The organism is Paraburkholderia sp. UCT2, assembly GCF_014397665.1.
In the GTDB taxonomy this organism is placed as follows: Bacteria; Pseudomonadota; Gammaproteobacteria; order Burkholderiales; family Burkholderiaceae; genus Paraburkholderia; species Paraburkholderia tuberum.
Map to the genome: position 1 here is coordinate 58491 of NZ_VZQO01000009.1, position 17191 is coordinate 75681.

Annotated in this window: 8 protein-coding genes; 2 read left to right on the top strand and 6 right to left on the bottom strand. The window is 60.8% G+C overall.

Translation table 11 applies throughout. The features are described 5' to 3' along the window. Positions 1-131 precede the first annotated feature (131 nt). Genes F6X39_RS09920 through F6X39_RS09930 form a run of 3 tightly spaced genes read right to left on the bottom strand, consistent with a single transcriptional unit; the run spans position 132 to position 5655 of the window. Positions 132-1628: an efflux transporter outer membrane subunit gene (locus tag F6X39_RS09920; RefSeq protein ID WP_187616481.1), complete on the bottom strand. Its 1497-nt coding sequence runs from the start codon at positions 1626-1628 to the stop codon at positions 132-134. Further along, positions 1625-4684: an efflux RND transporter permease subunit gene (locus F6X39_RS09925; RefSeq protein WP_187616482.1), complete on the bottom strand. Its 3060-nt coding sequence runs from the start codon at positions 4682-4684 to the stop codon at positions 1625-1627. Before F6X39_RS09925 ends, F6X39_RS09920 begins: the two co-directional genes overlap by 4 nt. Further along, complete coding sequence (locus F6X39_RS09930; RefSeq protein ID WP_187616483.1) at positions 4681-5655, bottom strand: efflux RND transporter periplasmic adaptor subunit; 975 nt, start codon at positions 5653-5655, stop codon at positions 4681-4683. The genes F6X39_RS09925 and F6X39_RS09930 overlap by 4 nt, the downstream gene beginning before the upstream one ends. A 1184-nt stretch (positions 5656-6839) precedes the next feature. Here F6X39_RS09930 and F6X39_RS09935 point away from each other — a divergent pair. After that, positions 6840-8636 carry an esterase/lipase family protein gene (locus F6X39_RS09935; protein ID WP_262413790.1) on the top strand — a complete coding sequence of 599 codons (1797 nt, stop codon included), beginning with the start codon at positions 6840-6842 and terminating at the stop codon, positions 8634-8636. A 2298-nt stretch (positions 8637-10934) separates the two neighbouring features. Here the strand turns inward: F6X39_RS09935 and F6X39_RS09940 are convergent. Further along, positions 10935-11909 (bottom strand): ParB/RepB/Spo0J family partition protein, encoded by a 975-nt coding sequence (locus F6X39_RS09940; protein ID WP_187616484.1) that lies wholly within the window; start codon positions 11907-11909, stop codon positions 10935-10937. Next, on the bottom strand, positions 11906-13117 hold the full coding sequence (locus F6X39_RS09945; protein WP_187616485.1) for a ParA family protein: 1212 nt from the start codon (positions 13115-13117) through the stop codon (positions 11906-11908). The genes F6X39_RS09940 and F6X39_RS09945 overlap by 4 nt, the downstream gene beginning before the upstream one ends. 1047 nt (positions 13118-14164) lie before the next feature. Between F6X39_RS09945 and F6X39_RS09950 the strand changes: the two genes are divergently transcribed. Then, positions 14165-15568, top strand: coding sequence for a replication initiation protein (locus F6X39_RS09950; RefSeq protein ID WP_187616566.1), 1404 nt, complete (start codon positions 14165-14167; stop codon positions 15566-15568). A gap of 124 nt (positions 15569-15692) precedes the next feature. On the opposite strand, the gene F6X39_RS09955 is transcribed toward F6X39_RS09950, so the two are convergent. Further along, positions 15693-17189 (bottom strand): GntP family permease, encoded by a 1497-nt coding sequence (locus F6X39_RS09955; protein WP_187616486.1) that lies wholly within the window; start codon positions 17187-17189, stop codon positions 15693-15695. Positions 17190-17191 lie beyond the last annotated feature (2 nt).

Consider the following 17191-nt stretch of genomic DNA (forward strand, 5'->3'; position numbering starts at 1 on the left):
TCAGAGAAGCTGATTTCTTCCAGACAGGGACTTACGCGGAGCAGGTACGCGTGCATTGCGCATCTCCTGTCAGTCCTCCCCGACTGAAGCCAACGGCTTTGCGAGTACCGGACCGCACTCCTCCTGGTCGTTCACTGTGCGGCCGGTGCCGGTGCGGTGGCGGGCGCGGGTTCCGTCGGCGCTCGTGTATTCGAGGCCACTGGCGGATTGGCCAACCAGCCGCCCCCCAATGCCCTGAACAGCGCGAACTGTGCCTGCAGTTCGCCGACCTCTTCCCTCGCCTGCGACGACTGGCTTTCGAGCAGCGCAACCCGCACCTGATCGATATCGACGCGGCCGGTATCGCCGAGTTCGTAGCGACGTCGCACCTGGCTCAACTGCGTGGTGCGACGCACGACTTCTTCATTGCGTGCCTTGAACAACTCGTCCTGCCGGTTCAAACGCGCCAGTGCACGGTCGACGTCATAGAACGCGCCGAGCGCGGTCTTTTCGTAGTTCGACATGGCCTGCTGCGCCTGCGCATCCGACGATTCCACCTGCGAGCGCCGCGCGCCAAAGTCGATCAGCGGCAGCGCCATCGCCGCGCCGAATAGCCAGAACGTGCTGGGCCCGAGGCCTTGACCCGCGATCTCCCAACCATTGCGTGCAAGCAAACCGCTCAACGACATGGTCGGCCAGTAGTTGAGCCGCGCGACATCCGACTGCCTGAGCGCCGCATTCACGCGTGCCTGCGCCGCGATCAGATCCGGGCGCCGCATCAGCAGGTCGACCGGCTGGCCGGGCTCGATATGCGGCAGCGCGGTCATCAGCGTGTCGCTTTCATCGAGAATCCCCGCGAATTCCGCGGGCTGCACGCCGCATAGATTCTGCAAATTGAGTCGTGCCTGCGCGATGCCGTTCTCCACGTCCTGCAAACGCGCATCGACCTGCGCGCGGCCGGCGCGCGCTGCTTCGATGTCCGTACTCAGCACTAGACCCGCGTTGAAGCTCTTCTCGGCGATGTTGACGAAGTCGTCCGCGATTGCGCGGCTCTGCAGCAAAATCGTGCGCTGACGGAGCAGCCCGCGATAGGTGACGTACAGATCCGCGACACCCGACACCACGCTCAGGCGTACCGCCTCAGCGTCGCCCGCGGCCGCGCGTGCCTGTTCGCGTGCCGCCGAGAGCCTTGCGCGTCCCTGACCGAACAGGTCGATCTCCCATTGCGCCTGCAAGCCGACACGCCAGAACTGCGCATCGGTATTGTTGATGCCGAGCAGTTCCTCGAATTCGAGCTGCGTCTCGCCGCCGTGGTACTTCGCAGCGCTCACGCCAGCACCGACCGACGGCAGCAGTTGCGAGCGAGCCAGCCGGATCCCGGCCTGCACCTGATCGACCCGTGCGTAAGCGGTCGCGATGTCGAAGTTGTGCGCGAGCGCGAGATCGATCAGTTTGTTCAGCGTCGGGTCGTTGTACTGGGTCCACCATGCCGCGAGCTGCTGCTCGGACATCGGTGTCGCCACGCCCGGTTGCGCCTCCGAATACTGCGGCGGAAACGCGGCGGGCTTTTGCAGCTGCAATGAACCCGTACAGCCGGCTTCGAGCAGCAGGGCCGCGATGGCTAGAAGATAAGGGCGCGCGCGGATCATTTTGCTTCCGGGTGTCGACCCGGCTCCCATTCCGCCTGCCTGATCGAGAACAGCATCGCATACAGCGCCGGCACGGCGACCAACGTCAGCACGGTGGCAAAAACAAGGCCCGCCATAATCGTGATCGCCATGTCCTTGAAGAAAGGATCCCACAACAACGGCGCCATGCCGAGCGCCGTCGTACCGCCCCCCAGTATCACCGGCCGCAGACGGTTCATCGCGCCGTGGGTCACCGCCTGCATGCGCGGCACGCCCGCGGCGATCTGCGAATCCATCTCTTCGACGAGCACCACGCCGTTCTTGATCAGCATGCCGATCAGACTCAATAGACCGAGCAACGCCATGAAGCCGAACGCGCCGCGAAATAGCAGCAGACCGAGCGTGACGCCGACGATCGACATCGGCACGACGAGCAGCACGACGAGCGCCGGCTTCAGGCGTCCGAACATCATCAGCACCAGCAGCGCCATGCCGATGAAGCCGAGCGGCAGTTGACGGAACAGGCTCTGCTGCGCGCGCGTCGACGATTCGTGCTCGCCGCCCCATTCGAAGCTATAGCCCGGTGGCAGCTTGATGTTCTCGATGCTGGAGCGTATGCGGTTGAACGCGTCGACACTGTTCTGCCCATAGATCGGGTTGCCCGAAACCGTGAGCGTGCGAATCCTGTTTTCGCGCGCGATCTGGCCTTCCTCGGTACCGACCGCGAAGCCGTTGACCACGTCGCCGAGCGGCACGTAACGGCGCAGCCCCGCGCTGAACACCTGCAGGTCCTGGAGACCCGCGACGCCGCGCGTGTAGTCGGGCGAGCGCAGCACGATCGGCAGCAACTGATCGCCTTCGCGATAGATGCCCGCCCGCAGGCCTTCGGTTGCATAAGCCATGGTGTCGCTGACCTGCCGGCGCGTCACTCCGAGCGAGCGCGCCCGCGATTCGTCGAATTCCGGCCGCACGATGCTGATCGGGTTCTCCCAGTCGTCGCGGATCGCGATGATGCGACCGTCGGCCTTCAGCACGTTCTGCGCTTCCTGCGACAAGCGGCGCAGCACCATCGGATCGGGTCCGGAGAAGCGCGCCTGAATCGCCGCACCTCCACCGGGGCCGAAGTTCGGCCGCGTCACAGTCCAATGCTGCTCGGGGAAGCGCTTCTTCAGATCCGCTTCGATGTCCGGAATCATGTCGTCGATCAGGCCCTGGTCTTTCGCGCCGACGATGAACTGCGCGTACGACGGATCACGCGTCTCCGGATCGTAGGCGAGGAAGAAACGCGTCGCGCCCGAGCCGATATACGTCTGCACGTTGGTGACGTCCGCATGCTTGAGGAGCACCTTTTCCACCTCGCGGCTCTTCTCGACGACCGCGCGAATATCGGCGCCGCGTTGCAAGCGCATGTCCACATAAAAGATCGGCGTAGTCGACGCGGGGAAGAAGCTCTGCGCGACGAAGCGGAACGCCCATCCGGCCAGCACCGTCAGCGCAACGAGGCCGATGACCACGAGCACGCGCCGTCTGGTGACCCATGACAACAGCGCGCCATAGCGCTTGTACAGCTTCGACTTGAACGGGTCGTCATCGATGATGTCCGCGGGCTTGAAAAGATACGTGCCGAACAGCGGTGTCAGGGCGATGGCGATCACCCAGCTGAATAGCAGCGAAATCGCAGCGACGGCGAACAACGATGCACAGAATTCGCCGACCGCATCCGGCGACAGGCCGATGCCCGAGAAAGCCAGAATTCCCACAATGGTCGACGCGAGCAGAAGCCATTGGCTTTGTTTGAGAATCTCGGTCGCCGCCTGGAGATGCGACTTGCCTCGTTGAACCTTCACGAGCATCCCCTCGACCACCACGATGCTGTTGTCGGTCAGCATGCCCATCACGATGATCAGCGCGCCGAGTGAGATACGCTGCAGCTCGATGCCTGCCGCGTACATGACCAGCAGCGTGCCGAGGATCGACAGGAACAGCTCGACGCCCAGCACGACGCCCGCGCGCCAGCCGAGCGCAATGCCCAGCGCGACACCGACGATCGCCACGGACAGGAACACATCGAAGATGAAGCCACGTACGCTTTCGTCGACGATCTGTGGCTGATCGTAAAGCGAGTACAGCTTTATGCCGATCGGGCGATCACGTTCGAGTTCGGCGAGCTTCGCCTTGATCTTCTCGCCGACCTTCACCACGTTGACGCGCGGCCGCGCGCTGATACCGATCGTGATCGCGGGCTGACCGTTGTAGTGAATGACCTGGTTCGGAATCGTCGCATAGCCATGGCTCACGCGAGCGATGTCGCCAAGCAGCAGCGGGCCCGGTGTATTGTTGACGGGCAGCGAACGGATGGCCTGCAGCGAATCGAGCGATCCAGTCGGCGCAATCCGCAACGACAGGTCGCCAACGCGTTCGCGGCCGGCGGGCCGAACCTCGTTCTGCAGGAACAGCGTCTGCGCGAGATCGTCGGTGGACAGATCGTTGGCGATCAGTTGCGACTGGTCGACGTCGACCGAGATCTGCTCCTCCTGCTCACCGGCGATCACGATGTCGGACACGTCGTCGAGCGTCAGCAGTTGGCGGCGCAGCTCGCGGGCGTAGCCATACAGTTGCGCCTGCGAGTAGCCCTCGCCGGTTAGCGCGTAGAACATCCCGTAGACGTCGCCGAAACGGTCGAGCACGAGTGACGGTCCCGCGCCCGGCGGAAGCCGGGGCTGTGCATCCGATACCGACTTGCGCACCTCGTCCCACACCTGCGGCAATTGCGCCGACGTGTACTGGTCGCGAATCTCGACGCGGATTTCCGAGTAGCCCGGCATGGAACGCGAGGTCAGCTTCTCGACCTGCGGCATCTGCTGAATCGCGCTTTCGAGGCGGTCCGTCACTTCCTGCTCGACTTCGTGCGCGCTCGCGCCGGGATACAGCGTCACGACGACCGCGGCCTTGATCGTAAACTTCGGGTCTTCGAGCCGCCCGATGTTGAAGTACGCGAAGATACCGCCCAACAGCGAGATCAGCGTCAGAACCCACGCGATCAGCGGCTTTTCGATAAGGGGGCGCGCGAGATTCATTGAGGCGCATCCATTGGACGAACCGCCATTCCCTCTTTCATGAACTGCGAGCCGCCGGCCACCACGCGGTCGCCCTCCGCGACCGCCCCCGCGACGACCACATCGTCATTGCGAATTTCGCGCACGCTGACCGGCACCGCATGCACTCGGCCGGACGCGGCATCGTAGCGCCACAGACGGCGCTGACCGTCCGCGCCGATCGACACCGCCGCGATCGGAATCGCGAAGTAGCCGTGGTTCTCGTTTTGCGCGACTTGCCGCGCCGTTTCGGAAATCTGTACGCGCAGCGCCATGCCGGGGAACAGCATCGCGCTTTGCGGTCCTTCGATCGAGAACACGAGCCGGTAGGCCGCCGAAGTCGGCGAGGTCTGCGTGGTCCGTTCGCGGAACACGAGCGGGAAGCGGTTCTGCGGCCGCCCGGGCAGCCACGCCTCGGCTCTCAGCGTCTTGTCGACGAATAGCCGTTCGGCAATGCTCTGAGGCAGATCGACGCCGACATCGGCCCGGCCGATGTTTTCCAGATTGAACGCGGGTGCCCCAGCCTGCACGACCTGCTGGATCTCGATGTTACGGCGAGCGATCCGGCCGTCGAATGGCGCGACGAGCTGGGTATTGCGCAGGTCGCGGCTCGCCAAGTCGCGTGCCGCGCGTGCGGCGTCCGTGGAAGCCGAGAGCTGCTCATAAGCAGCCTGAGACAGAATGCCGTCCTTGCGCAGCACCGCCTGGCGCTTCAGGTTGTCGCTCAGTTGCTGATACTGCGCGTTCGCGCGTTGCAGTTGCAGCTTGTAGGGTTCCTCATCGATACGCGCGATCAACTGGCCGCGTTTCACGGATGCGCCTTCGAGCACCGCGATCTGCACGACGCGGCCCGATACTTCGAAGGCGAGCGGCGAGATGCTGGTCTGCTCGACCCGTCCGGTAAAAATGCGAATGGCGGAAGCGTCGGCCGGTTCGACCCTGGTGAGTTGCACGACTGGCCTCGTATCGCCACTCTGTGTTTCGGTCTGCCGTTGGCAGCCCGACAGTGAAACGACAAGCGCGCAGGCCAACGCGCACGACAATGCGCCGGTCAGTGCGATTCCGCCTGATCGGCGGGGCCGCGGTGCATCGGAGCGGTTTGCATTCATGACGTTCTCGGCTGACTGCTGGCGCAACCCATGTCGTAAGCCCAGCGGCAACGTAGCTCACGGGCCGGCGAATACGAGACCCTACAGGTTGCTCAGCAATTCATAGGGGCCCATAACAGTGGACCGATGGGTGCATCCGCTTCGACTTCCACGGCCAGGTCAGACTCGAGGAACAGCGGCATCCCTTCTGTCGGACCGGCAACGTCGTTCAAACCAGTGTATCGGCGACAACGGTGTTGTGGCCGTCGGGACTACAGCCGCGACCCATGTGTCGTCATTCCGGCTCCGTTCATCAGGCATCCTGTCGAACTGCCAAACTGCTTCGCCATGCCGAAGCAAGACTGAGGGAATTGACGAATCCGCCCTGTATGGAATGCACGACGATTCCGCAAAACCTGAAGACGAATGAATATGCGGGCGGATTGCAGCGTTGAAGCAGATCACTTCGATTGAACCTTGCTGCAAAATTATTAAAGTTCCCAAACAATTCGCTGTCAAGAGCCTCACAGGCGCAGCACGATCGTATCGATTGTTTACCTTAAGCGGTATATCAAAGCCGTCATAGGCGTTCATGACTTCGCGCAGTTCACTGGTGGTTTGCCCGTGTCATGCGTGCGTCATTGCCCCCTTTCAGTTCGTCACAGGCATCATGGCCGAACAGTGCGCAAGCCGTCAATCGATTCGCGACTTGCTACGGTCATACCGACTCGTTCTATGGTTGCTTCGGCTTCTGTTGATGAAATATAAGCATGGCTATGCTGCTGTACTAGTCACCAAATGCCATGGGGAAAAATGCTATAGGTTTCAAGGAATTTTTGTTTCGCCGATGGGTGACGCAACTCTGCGTGAAAAGAAAGTTGGCAATTGCAACGTCGCGGGCCGCCGCCAGCGTTCATCGCTTGCATCGGCGTAGCGCGGCTGCCCTCTCGCACGAACCGGTTCGACGCATCACGCGCTCGCTCGCATCGTGGACATCGCGGTGCGCGGCACTCGCGCTGCTCACTGGCAGTCTTCTGTGCGGTTGCGCGATGGTCACCGTCAGCTCACAAGGCCCGGAGCAGTACATCGCGATGCGCCGCGGCGACATTCTATCGACCGGCCGTCTGAGCGCCGCGACGCGAGACACCCTGCACATCGCGGCACTCGATGGGAACACCTGCCAACGTGAGCCGCTCGATTGCATCAATACGATCTCGACCGTCTGCGGAATCAATACCGACCGGCGATTGTCGAGCCTCGCCGAACTATCTTTGCAGATGGCCATCACCAACACGCCGGCCAACGCCAGCGATTGGAGCGACGCGCAATTCGATCTGTGGCTCAGGGCCGCGCGATTCGCGTATGCATTTCTGTTCCTCGGTGAACGCACTGCTGGCGAACGTGCATTCGAAGATCGTCAGACCCAGGTCCGTGACTACTACAACTACGCGGTGCAGGAACTTGCCCACGCGCTGCTTCTGCGCGGCGCGCTCGCTACCGATGCCGGCAACGGCGTGCCGGGCACGCCGTACATCGCAGGCTGGTCCATTCATCTCGACCTGAGCCGAACCCGGCTACCCGAAGGCGTGCGCGAACCGCGCGAAGTCATCCCGGCGTCGCGGCTGTCGTTCGCGGGGATACGTAGCATTTATCGACGCGATGGTTTGGGGGCGGAACTCGTTGCTGTGATGAACGTGCCTCCGCCTGAAGATGATGTCGATGCGGGTGGCAATGCCAGCGCCGACACGCGTGTGTCCGCCCGCGTCGATGGTCCCGCGAGCGCACCGGTCAACCCCGGCGTGTCGTCAGCAGCCGCGGGTCGGCCAAGGCCGGCGTCGCGCTTTTTCCGCGAGATGCCGTCGCCGAACGTGACCGCGTTGATCTGGTTCAGCCAGGGCACGCTCGAACAGGTGCTTGCCTCGCATGAGGTCGTGCTGTCCGTCTATGATCCGTATCGCGAAGACAGTGTCGAGCGACACGGCCAGACTGTGCCACTTTCGGCCAACTTCGGCGCGGGCTACGGCATCTGGCTCGCGCGCTCCGGCTTCGCCGGGCAATCGTTGCGCACGCTGTTTGGACGCGCACACGGTATCGATACGCCCCGCATCTACATGATGCAACCGTTCGATCCCAATCGACGGATCATTCTGATGCTGCACGGCCTCGCGAGCAGCCCCGAGGCATGGGTCAACGTCGCCAACGATATTCAGGGCGATGAAGTGCTTCGCCAGCATTTCCAGGTGTGGCAGGTCTACTACCCGACCAACGTGCCGATTCTGGTCAACCTCGCGCGCATCCGCCGCGCCACGCAACAGACGCTCGCGCACTTCGATCCAGACGGTACGGTGCCGGCGTCGCATGGCATGGTGTTGATTGGGCATAGCATGGGCGGCGTTCTGGCGCGGCTGCTCGGGTCGACTTCCGGCGACGCGCTTTGGGCGACGTTCGAGGACAAGTACGTGCCCGAGGGCACCGATATCGATCGCGAGGACGAGCGGCGCGATCGGCTACTGAACTTCGCGCCGATGCCGCAAATCGAGCGCGCCATATTTATCGCGGCCCCCCATCGAGGCACGCCCTTCGCGAGCAACCGGCTGTCGCGCTGGGCGGCCAACCTCGTGCGTCTGCCGCTTGCCCTGCTGAACGAGATCGTGGAAGTGATGCAGACGGCGACGAACATCGAACCGCAGGGACGGACCTTCCATGTGCCTAACAGCATCGAACAGCTGCGCGAAACCGATCCGTTGATTCGCGCGACGTCGCAGTTGCCGATCAGCCCCCCGGGTTTGCTTCCATTCGATCATCGCACGGCGCCGCGAAAACGGGCCGCTCGAAGATTCCGATGATGGCGTGGTCTTTTATCGCAACGCGCATCTCGTGGGCGCGCTGTCGGAGAAGGTGATTGTTGCTGGACACAGTGTGCAGGGGGCGCCGCGGGGGATCCTCGAGATTCGGCGGATCTTGCATGAGGATATTGCGCAGATCGATCAGCCCGGGGAGGTTTGCGGGGAGGCTCGGATAGCGAAGTGATGGCGGAGGGGCCAGCTGTCTTTTGCGGCGGCTCGGACTTGGGCTCGGACTTGACGAGCTTGCTGTTGCTGGGCTCTGTTCGAATCACCGGTACAGCGTTCCGAATCAAGCCAGCGTGATCGAGGCAGGCGCGGAAGATTGGTTCGAATGAGCGGCCAGGTCAGCGGAACACTCGAAAGATCGCGACGGCCGCTCGAAATTCTTTCGCTACAAATTACGTATCGAATGTTACGGATTGGCGGGGCACGTGTGTTCATTCGGGCGTGTTGTCGCCGTTTGGTGGGAGTGATGGGGTATCGTGCACCAATTTGACTGATCGGCGTGAAACAATGGCGTGCAGTGGTGAAAAATGTCTTTTAAAACAATAGGTTGACACGAACAGAAGACGTTTCGCTATGTTTCACGCCGTGTCGGTTGGCGAGATTGGCCGAAGAATCGAAAATTCTCGCTCGTATTGGCTAAGAGTCATTCGTTTTTCGATATTTAGTTCGCAAAAGTTGACCGGATGTTCTGGCCCCGTATATTGTTAGGTTGCCGATGCGCAACTGCTGCATCTGCTGAAGTTCAAGTTGGCCACACGCGTGGCGACTGACAGTCGCTCGCATTGCGGATGCGCGATCGTCTTGCTAATCAATATCACAGGGCGGGCCGGGAGAGACTCTTTACGTTCGCGAGATTTGCGCGCTTGCCCTCACCTATCCTGCCGTCCATCGTCCGACGGATTTCTTGCGGATGATCTGAGAGCAGCGAAGTTGATTTCGCGCTGAACGAGTGGTCTGACGCAGGCCCATCCGGGTGGCGTGACATACGATCGGACGGAGATCATTCGTTGCGGTCGAGTCACTCATTACTCTGGTGCTTGCCCAAAAATGATCGGCGCGGTCGCGATACATCCCTTCGAATACTTCTATCTGGGTGTCTCCCCGGCGGGTGGGTAGATCGGTAGCCGTGACGACCGACATCAACTACCTTTAGAGTGTCCTCTCTTGACGACGGTGGGATGTTGGTTTAACGCGATTACGGCCAATTCATCGCGGCCGGCAGGCGTTCGCGATTGACTTTCTGGTCGTCGATCGAGACGATGGATCAGCAACGGGATCTGATTTGAGGACAAGCTTGCGCCGTGGTGAACACCGTTTGCGGAACGGCGACTGCATCGTTTGAGAGAACGCGCGATACATGATTCGGGGTCCCTTAACACGACGTTCCAGTAATAACTGGCTCCCGCCGAATCTTGACGCATGTCGTCTGTTCGCTGAGGCAAGCCTCATTCACAGCCTTCCTTCGCGCGTTTGTTCGTGCCGCTTTCATTGCTAATCGTACGGAACAGCTTTTCCGGCAGAACGACTGCCGACTTAGCGGTCGATAAGCGGTGGCCTCAACGCTGCGCGCGTTCATTGCCTGAGGTACACCGGGAGAGTGAAGCATTCTTGCGGGACGTCGACGATCTTCGCCGAGGTTTGCTGCGGCCGACAGCGCCATCATGAACACAGCTGTTCATGGACAACCATGTGCAATGCACGTCGCGCACTAAGGGCCGCGGCCTTTCTCATTGAGAAGATTGGGACCGACGATAGCGGAGTCGAGTCGTCTTGGGGGAAACGCGCTGATGCGGCGTTGGATTGAGAACGGCCGTGGATGGTCTGCCGGAATAGAGTTTACGTTTATAGGACAGAGGGCTGGCCCTCCATCCCGTCCGTCATATGTCGCCTGTGCGATTTTGTATGTGCTCCGGGTAATGCGACCGTCAACGAAGCAGCCGAACCCGGCTCAATGGATGCATCAGAAATCCCCAGTCATTGGCTGTCTCGCTTATGGCGAGCGGCTGACCCGCCGCAGGTGCCTGCGAGATCGCTGCGAACGCAATACTGCGCGAATCGCTCCACAGGTCGTGCAAGGCACGAAGGATGTGCGTTCGCGCGGACGCGGCACGCTTTCACCGGCATCGGGGATGCGTCTTCAAGAGTGTCTAGAGTCTAGACACCGGATGGCGCAAAGGTAGGGCTGCTGAGTGAGTGTCTAGACTCTAGACACTCTTCGAGGTGGACCGATTTGATTGACCAAAAAAAAGCCCGCACTAAGCGGGCCTTTCAACACTACAACCGAACCACCGATTAGTTCGTCTTCGGCTGCGATTGGAACATCTGTCCGATCAACTGTCGTATCTGAACTTCTTGCGCCTCGGTGATCACTCCGGTCTTGATCTTGATCGTGAAGTTACTCACATCCTTGGTGATGCTCCCAGCGTGCTCTCGTCCCGCGAAAAATTTCTCGATGCTGCGTCCGCTGGTACCACCCGACGTCGTCTGCCGGGTCGCCAGGGCGGTGATTCCCGCTGCGACCTTGCCCTGATCCATTTCGCCTCTCACCAACAGAGGCCAAATTTCGCGAGCGGCTTTAACGCCATCCTCGCCATGCTTTTTGATAGCCGCTGCAATTGCTTGCGCCGCAGTCCCGCCCAATAGTCGCGGTTGAATATCGAGATCTTTCTTGATGAAGTCCGGCAGGTTGTCGAACGACAAGAATTGATACAGACCTGCCCGCGACAATCCCATCGCTTCCGCCAGTCGTTTGCGATTCGGGAACTCTGTTTCCGATCGACGAATCGCCACGCCGATTTCATAGTCAGCAAGGTCGTCGCGGCTAATGTTTTCGACCATTGCGAGCACGGCCATATCCGAGTCGGAGCAATCCGCAACCACGGCCTTGATCGTGTCCAGCCCCAACATCTTGTGCGCACGCCAGCGTCGTTCGCCGGCGACGATCTGATAGTCGTCCGCGACACGACGGACCACGATCGGCTGCATCAGTCCAACTTCCCGGATCGACTCCGCAAGCTCGGCCAACTTTGCTTCGTTGAACACGCGACGCGGCTGCCAAGGGTTCGGCAAGATGCCAGCAACTGCCAGTTGCGATGCGACGCCAGTCGATTCCAGTTCCTGCACGCGAAGTTGCGCAACGGCCAGCGCGCCGGCAAGGCCGGGCGCCGTTTGCGTGCGGTTGCTGCGCTTCACCTCGTCCTCGTTGATCGACGAAGTTTTGCGAATGCCGGACGTCTTGGCCAGCAACTGTTCTCGCATATTGCTCATTGCGCGTTCCTCCATTTTTCCGAATAGATCTCGTCGATCCAGCGACAGTAGTCGACGAGAGGTTGCCGCACGCGTTGCAACGACTTGGCCGCGCTGTGATTGCTGCTGATGTCGAAGACGGTCGAGAACGCCAACGCCCCGGTGCTCATCACCGAGCTCGCCGGTACCTCGATCGAATGCAGCCAGTTTTCGTACGCGCTTTGCGCCCACGCGCGCACGATCGGCGCCGACGAGTTCCGCCCATAATCGACCCGCGACAACACCAGCGACACGAAGTCGTACTTCTTGTCCGTCTCGAATTTGATAAAGCTTTTGGACACGTCCGAGAAAAGTCGCCAGAACGACAGCGAGCTGATGAAGTCCAGGTTTTCCGGCACCATCGGCATCACCATGGCATCCGCGGCCATCAGCGCGTTCAGATTGAGGTACGACAGCGACGGCGACGTATCCATGAGAATGTAGTCGTACTTCTTGCGCAGCGGCTCGAGCCCTTGACGAAGCACGGTCCAGAAGCGAAAACCCGGTCGCATCTTTTGCATCGCCGGCAGATGGAACTCTGCTCCAATCAGTTCTGTGTGCGCAGGAATCACGTCGATGCCATCCCAGTACGTCGACTGGACCCGCCCCTCGAGGCCACCTTCGATGTCCTGGTCGTAGACGAACGGCAATACTGTGTCTTCAGGCGTCACGTCTTTTTCCGCGTACAGTCCACACAGTTCCGAAAGCGATGCCTGCGGGTCGAGATCAACCACCAACACTTTGCGTCCCCGCAGCGACAGCCCCTGGGCGAGGCACATCGTCGTCGTCGTCTTGGCGGAGCCACCTTTGAGCTGCGCGGTGATAATGATCTTCCCGTCTGGCTCCTTCAGGCGCGTGACCAGTGGAGTCTGGTAGATGTCGGAAATCTTTTGTACCCAGATCCGCGCCTCCTCCAGCGTGAAGGTCCGGGTACGGCCCGTGCCTGCCGCCGTGCCCGAAGGCAGTTCTCCGTCGCCTTTTGTCGCGAGATACTGAACCTGCGAGTGTGAGACGTTGCACATCTCGGCAATCTCGCCGGTCTTGAAAACGGGAGCCGTTTTTCGAGGACGCGGAGCCAGAATCGTGTCACGCAGCTCATTAGTGAAAATGGTGACCTTTTCTGCGAACTCACTGATCTGCTCAAAGTGAACGGTTCGGTCTACGGCAGGAAGTTGGCTCGTTCTGACCATTCTGAGGTTTTTCCATAAAATTCCAGAAACCTCAGAATACAGGAAATACTTGAAAATAGCTTTTTAAATTACTGTTTTTATGCGGATTTTCTGCAAATTTCTGTATTTCCAGACCGTTTTCGGTTGCGGAATCGCCGTGGAAACTAAACGAGCCTCGAAACACTGCGTTCTCGAAGGCACAAATGACCTCACCTTTCTTCGCAATCTGGGTAGCGGAGTCGGCACTCCTGCTCGAGACTTAGGCACTTGGTGAGGTCATTTGTGCACTTTCTCATTTTCTGAAAGACCGGTCCGGCGATCTTCTGCACAACCGACCTCACCATTGTTAGATTTTCGCCACCTCGCTGCGAGCGCTCCCCGCACTGAGAACGCAAATGCACAATCAACCTCACCCACAGAAGCGGCGATACACCGGCGCCAAGCCGTCAGCCAGAGGTTCAGCTCATCGCCAAGGTTGCCAATCACTGTAGCAGCACAACCAACCTCACCTTGGCAACAGCTCTTCCGAACCTGCTCAACGTTTCGCACAATCAACCTCACCATGCTGCATCGCGCAATCTTCAGCCGCATTTATCTGTGTGTGCCGAGTTGGTAGGTTTTTTTTTAAAACCGAGAACAAACCCACAAACCAACGCAACCAAACACTCTTCAATCCGTTCAAGCACTTAAGTTCCAAAAGGTGAGGTGCGTTGTGTCGAAGGTGAGGTTCGCTGTGCTCAGAGGTGCGGTTGGTTGTGCAGCAAGGTGAGACCGATTCCCCACCAAGGTGCGGTTCGATGTGTTTGCCACTGCGTCGAATCGCGAAGGTGAGGTGGGTTGTGCAGCTACTGGGAACGAGGTTGAAAGGGCCGTCGCATAAGGCCTTGCCGCGCGAACGCCCACCCGCAAGGTGAGGTTCTTTGTGAGCATGGTGAGGTTCTGTGTGCCGAAACGCGGAAGGGACGCCGAAACGGCCCCTGCCGCGGTCGTTTGATGGTGAGGTTCTGTGTGTTGACAGCTCACCACCGCATGCTTACAGTCCCGGGAGCGAAAAAGTGGATGAAGAACATGGCCGCGGACAATCCGGAAGAGGGCAGGTCGAAAGCGACGTCACGCCAGATGGCGCTCGCGCTGTTTGAAGACATGTTCGATCAGGGATTGCGCATCAACGAGGCCAATCGCGAGATCGGTTATCAGCGCAACGATTTCTTCACCGAAATCGTCAATATGGGGCTGCCGGCGCGGCGCTTTCTCGATGCCGCGTACTTCATCGTCGCGCAGGAGCCCGAGCAGCGCGATCAGTACGACGTCGAACTCAACTACTTCAAGTGGCTGATGCGCTACGACAGCCGCAACCTGAAGCACTTGCGCACGATCGCCGACGAAGCTCAGAACGCGAAAGTTCGCGTGACGAATACGCCCGCGGACCGCGATCCCAACGAAGACGATCTGTGGGTACAGGTTCAGTTGATCGGCATGGTCGGCTTTCATCGCGGACGTATGCGTTTCGACGTCCATCCGCGGCTCGTGCCGCATATCCGCGATCCGCAGAAATCGCATTGGCTGAGCTTGCGCATTTCCACCGCGTTCACGCGCAGTCTCGCGCGCGCGATCTACGACAAAGTGTTGCCCAACGTGCCCGCGGGACGCACCGACTGGATCCAGCTCGAGGAAATGCGCAACTGGCCCGGCAAAATGGGCGCGAATGCCGCCATCTTCAAATACTTCAAGCGCGATTGGCTCGAGCCGGCGGTGCGCGAGATCAACGAAGTGTCGGACGTCGAGATGTCCTATGAGACGCGGACTGCATCCACGACGTCGAAGAAAATCGACCGCATCCGCTTCCTGCTCAAGCGCAAGGACACAGCCGACGCGGTACTCGCGAGCCTCGCCGACGCGAGCCATCTGTACAAGATTCTCACCGACGAATTCGGGCTCTCGACCAAGCAGTTCAGCGAGATTTCGGAGAACCGCGAACTCTGGACCGACGAACGCATCCAGCAGGCCGTCGAATACACGCGCTTCAGGGTCAAGCGCGGCCAGGTCAAGAAGAGCCCCGCGGGCTATCTGATGCGCGCGCTACGCGACAACTGGAAGATCTCCGAGGCCGAGCGCACGATGGTCGACGTACAGGCCAAACTGCTCGCCGACGAAACGCAGGAACAGGCGGTCAAGACCGAAACGAGAAAGACCGTGGCGCACAGCATCGCGACGCGCGAAGAAGAAGTGCGCGCGCGCATGAACGAGGATTCGCGCAAGGGCCGCGACCATTTCAACGCCGCCGATGCGAAGACGCGCAAGGAACTGATGCATGCGTGGACGACGTCGCGCGAAGGCAAGCTGATGCTGCGTCGGATGAAGCTCGAACCGTCGACGGTCACCGAAGATGCGATTTTCGCGAATACCGAACTGGTCTGGTATCTGGGGCAGTTCGTGTTCGGCCGGATGAATGCGGCGCGCGCGGCGGCGTGAAGTGAGCCGGAAATCGGCTGCAAAGCAGCCCAAACTGAGCCGACCGGCAAATAGAAAGGGGTCTTGCACTGACGGATCGCAACGTCAGTGCAAGACCCCTTGCTACTTCAGACGCTCAGAACGCTCAGAACGACCCGAACAGCGAGCCCAGCACGATCACCACCACCAGCGCGAGTAACGCGCCGAGAATCGCGACGATCACGATGTCGCGATAGCTTTCGCGGTGGTTCGACCCACACACGGCAAGCAGCGTCACGACCGCGCCGTTATGCGGCAGGCTGTCGAGTGTGCCTGAGGAAATCACGGCGACCCGATGCAGCAGCGCCGGGTCGATGCCGTATTGCGCAGCCAGTTGCAGATAGGTGCTGCCGAGCGCGTCGAGCGCAATGGTGAGACCGCCCGAGGCCGAGCCGGTCAGCGCCGCGAGCAGATTGGTGGCGACCGCGAGCGATACGAGCGGACCACCGCCGATACCCAGCACCCATTCGCGCACGAGCGCGAACGCTGGCAGCGCGGCGATCACCGCGCCATAGCCGACCAGACTGCCGACGCTGAGCACCGGCAGCACCGATGCATTCGCGCCCGCATCGATCGTCTCGCGCAGCGCTGGCAGGCGATGCCGATTGAGCAGCACGAGCACGACGATCGCGACGATGAGCGCCACGCACACGCCCCACACACCGCCGACCGCCGCAAGCGACGTCTCGCCCCAACGGACCTCGGCCAGATAGTCGGCGTCGATGCGCGGCAGCACGATCACGTTCATCACGAAGTTCGTCAGCACGACGAGCACGAGCGGCGTGAGCGCGACGCCGAACGAGGGCAGACTCTCGCTGACATGCCCGCGCTTCGCTTCCTCCGGATCGAAACTCTGCGATACGCTTGCGCGCTCGCGCACGAGGTTGTCGCTGGCCGGCGCCCCGATGGATTTCACCGCCGCCTCGAGTCCGTCGAATCCTTCATTGGCCGCCTTCGCGCGCGATTGCTGCAAGGACAACCACCAGAGCCCGAACACCACCATCACGATACTCGCGATGATGCCAAGCCCAGGCGCCGCAAACGGCGTCGTACCAAAGAACGGCATCGGGATCGCGTTCTGGATAGCCGGTGTGCCGGGCAGCGCGGACATCGTGAACGTCGACGTGCCGAGCGCGATCGCGGCCGGCATCAGACGGCGCGGAATATTGGCGGCCTGGAAGAGGGCGGTGGCCATCGGCGCGAGCACGAAGAACGCCACGAAGAGGCTGACGCCGCCATAGGTGACGAGTGCGCCACCGATCACGACCGCGAGAATCGCCCGATGCGCGCCGAGCTTCTCCGTCATGTAACTGGCGATCGCCTTCACGGAGCCGCTGTCTTCCATCAGCTTGCCGAACAGCGCGCCGAGCAGGAACAACGGAAAGAACTGCGCGAGAAAGCGCGCGGCGCTGAGCATGAAGGTCTGGGTCCAATGCGCGAGAATCGGTTCGCCCGAAATCGCGGCGGCCAGCATCGCGGCGAACGGCGCGAGCAGCAGCACGGTCCAGCCGCGGTACGCGAAGCCGATCAGCAGCGCGAGACTCGCGAGCATGCCGAAAAGCCCTAGACCGATCGCGAGCGGTGACAGGGTGATGACTTCCATGG

Bases quoted from the DNA above. Each gene is read 5' to 3' on its own strand.
- F6X39_RS09955 (WP_187616486.1), bottom strand. From the start codon at position 17,189: ATGGAAGTCATCACCCTGTCACCGCTCGCGATCGGTCTAGGGCTTTTC.
- F6X39_RS09950 (WP_187616566.1), top strand. From the start codon at position 14,165: ATGGCCGCGGACAATCCGGAAGAGGGCAGGTCGAAAGCGACGTCACGC.
- F6X39_RS09945 (WP_187616485.1), bottom strand. From the start codon at position 13,117: ATGGTCAGAACGAGCCAACTTCCTGCCGTAGACCGAACCGTTCACTTT.
- F6X39_RS09940 (WP_187616484.1), bottom strand. From the start codon at position 11,909: ATGAGCAATATGCGAGAACAGTTGCTGGCCAAGACGTCCGGCATTCGC.
- F6X39_RS09925 (WP_187616482.1), bottom strand. From the start codon at position 4,684: ATGAATCTCGCGCGCCCCCTTATCGAAAAGCCGCTGATCGCGTGGGTT.
- F6X39_RS09935 (WP_262413790.1), top strand. From the start codon at position 6,840: ATGGTCACCGTCAGCTCACAAGGCCCGGAGCAGTACATCGCGATGCGC.
- F6X39_RS09920 (WP_187616481.1), bottom strand. From the start codon at position 1,628: ATGATCCGCGCGCGCCCTTATCTTCTAGCCATCGCGGCCCTGCTGCTC.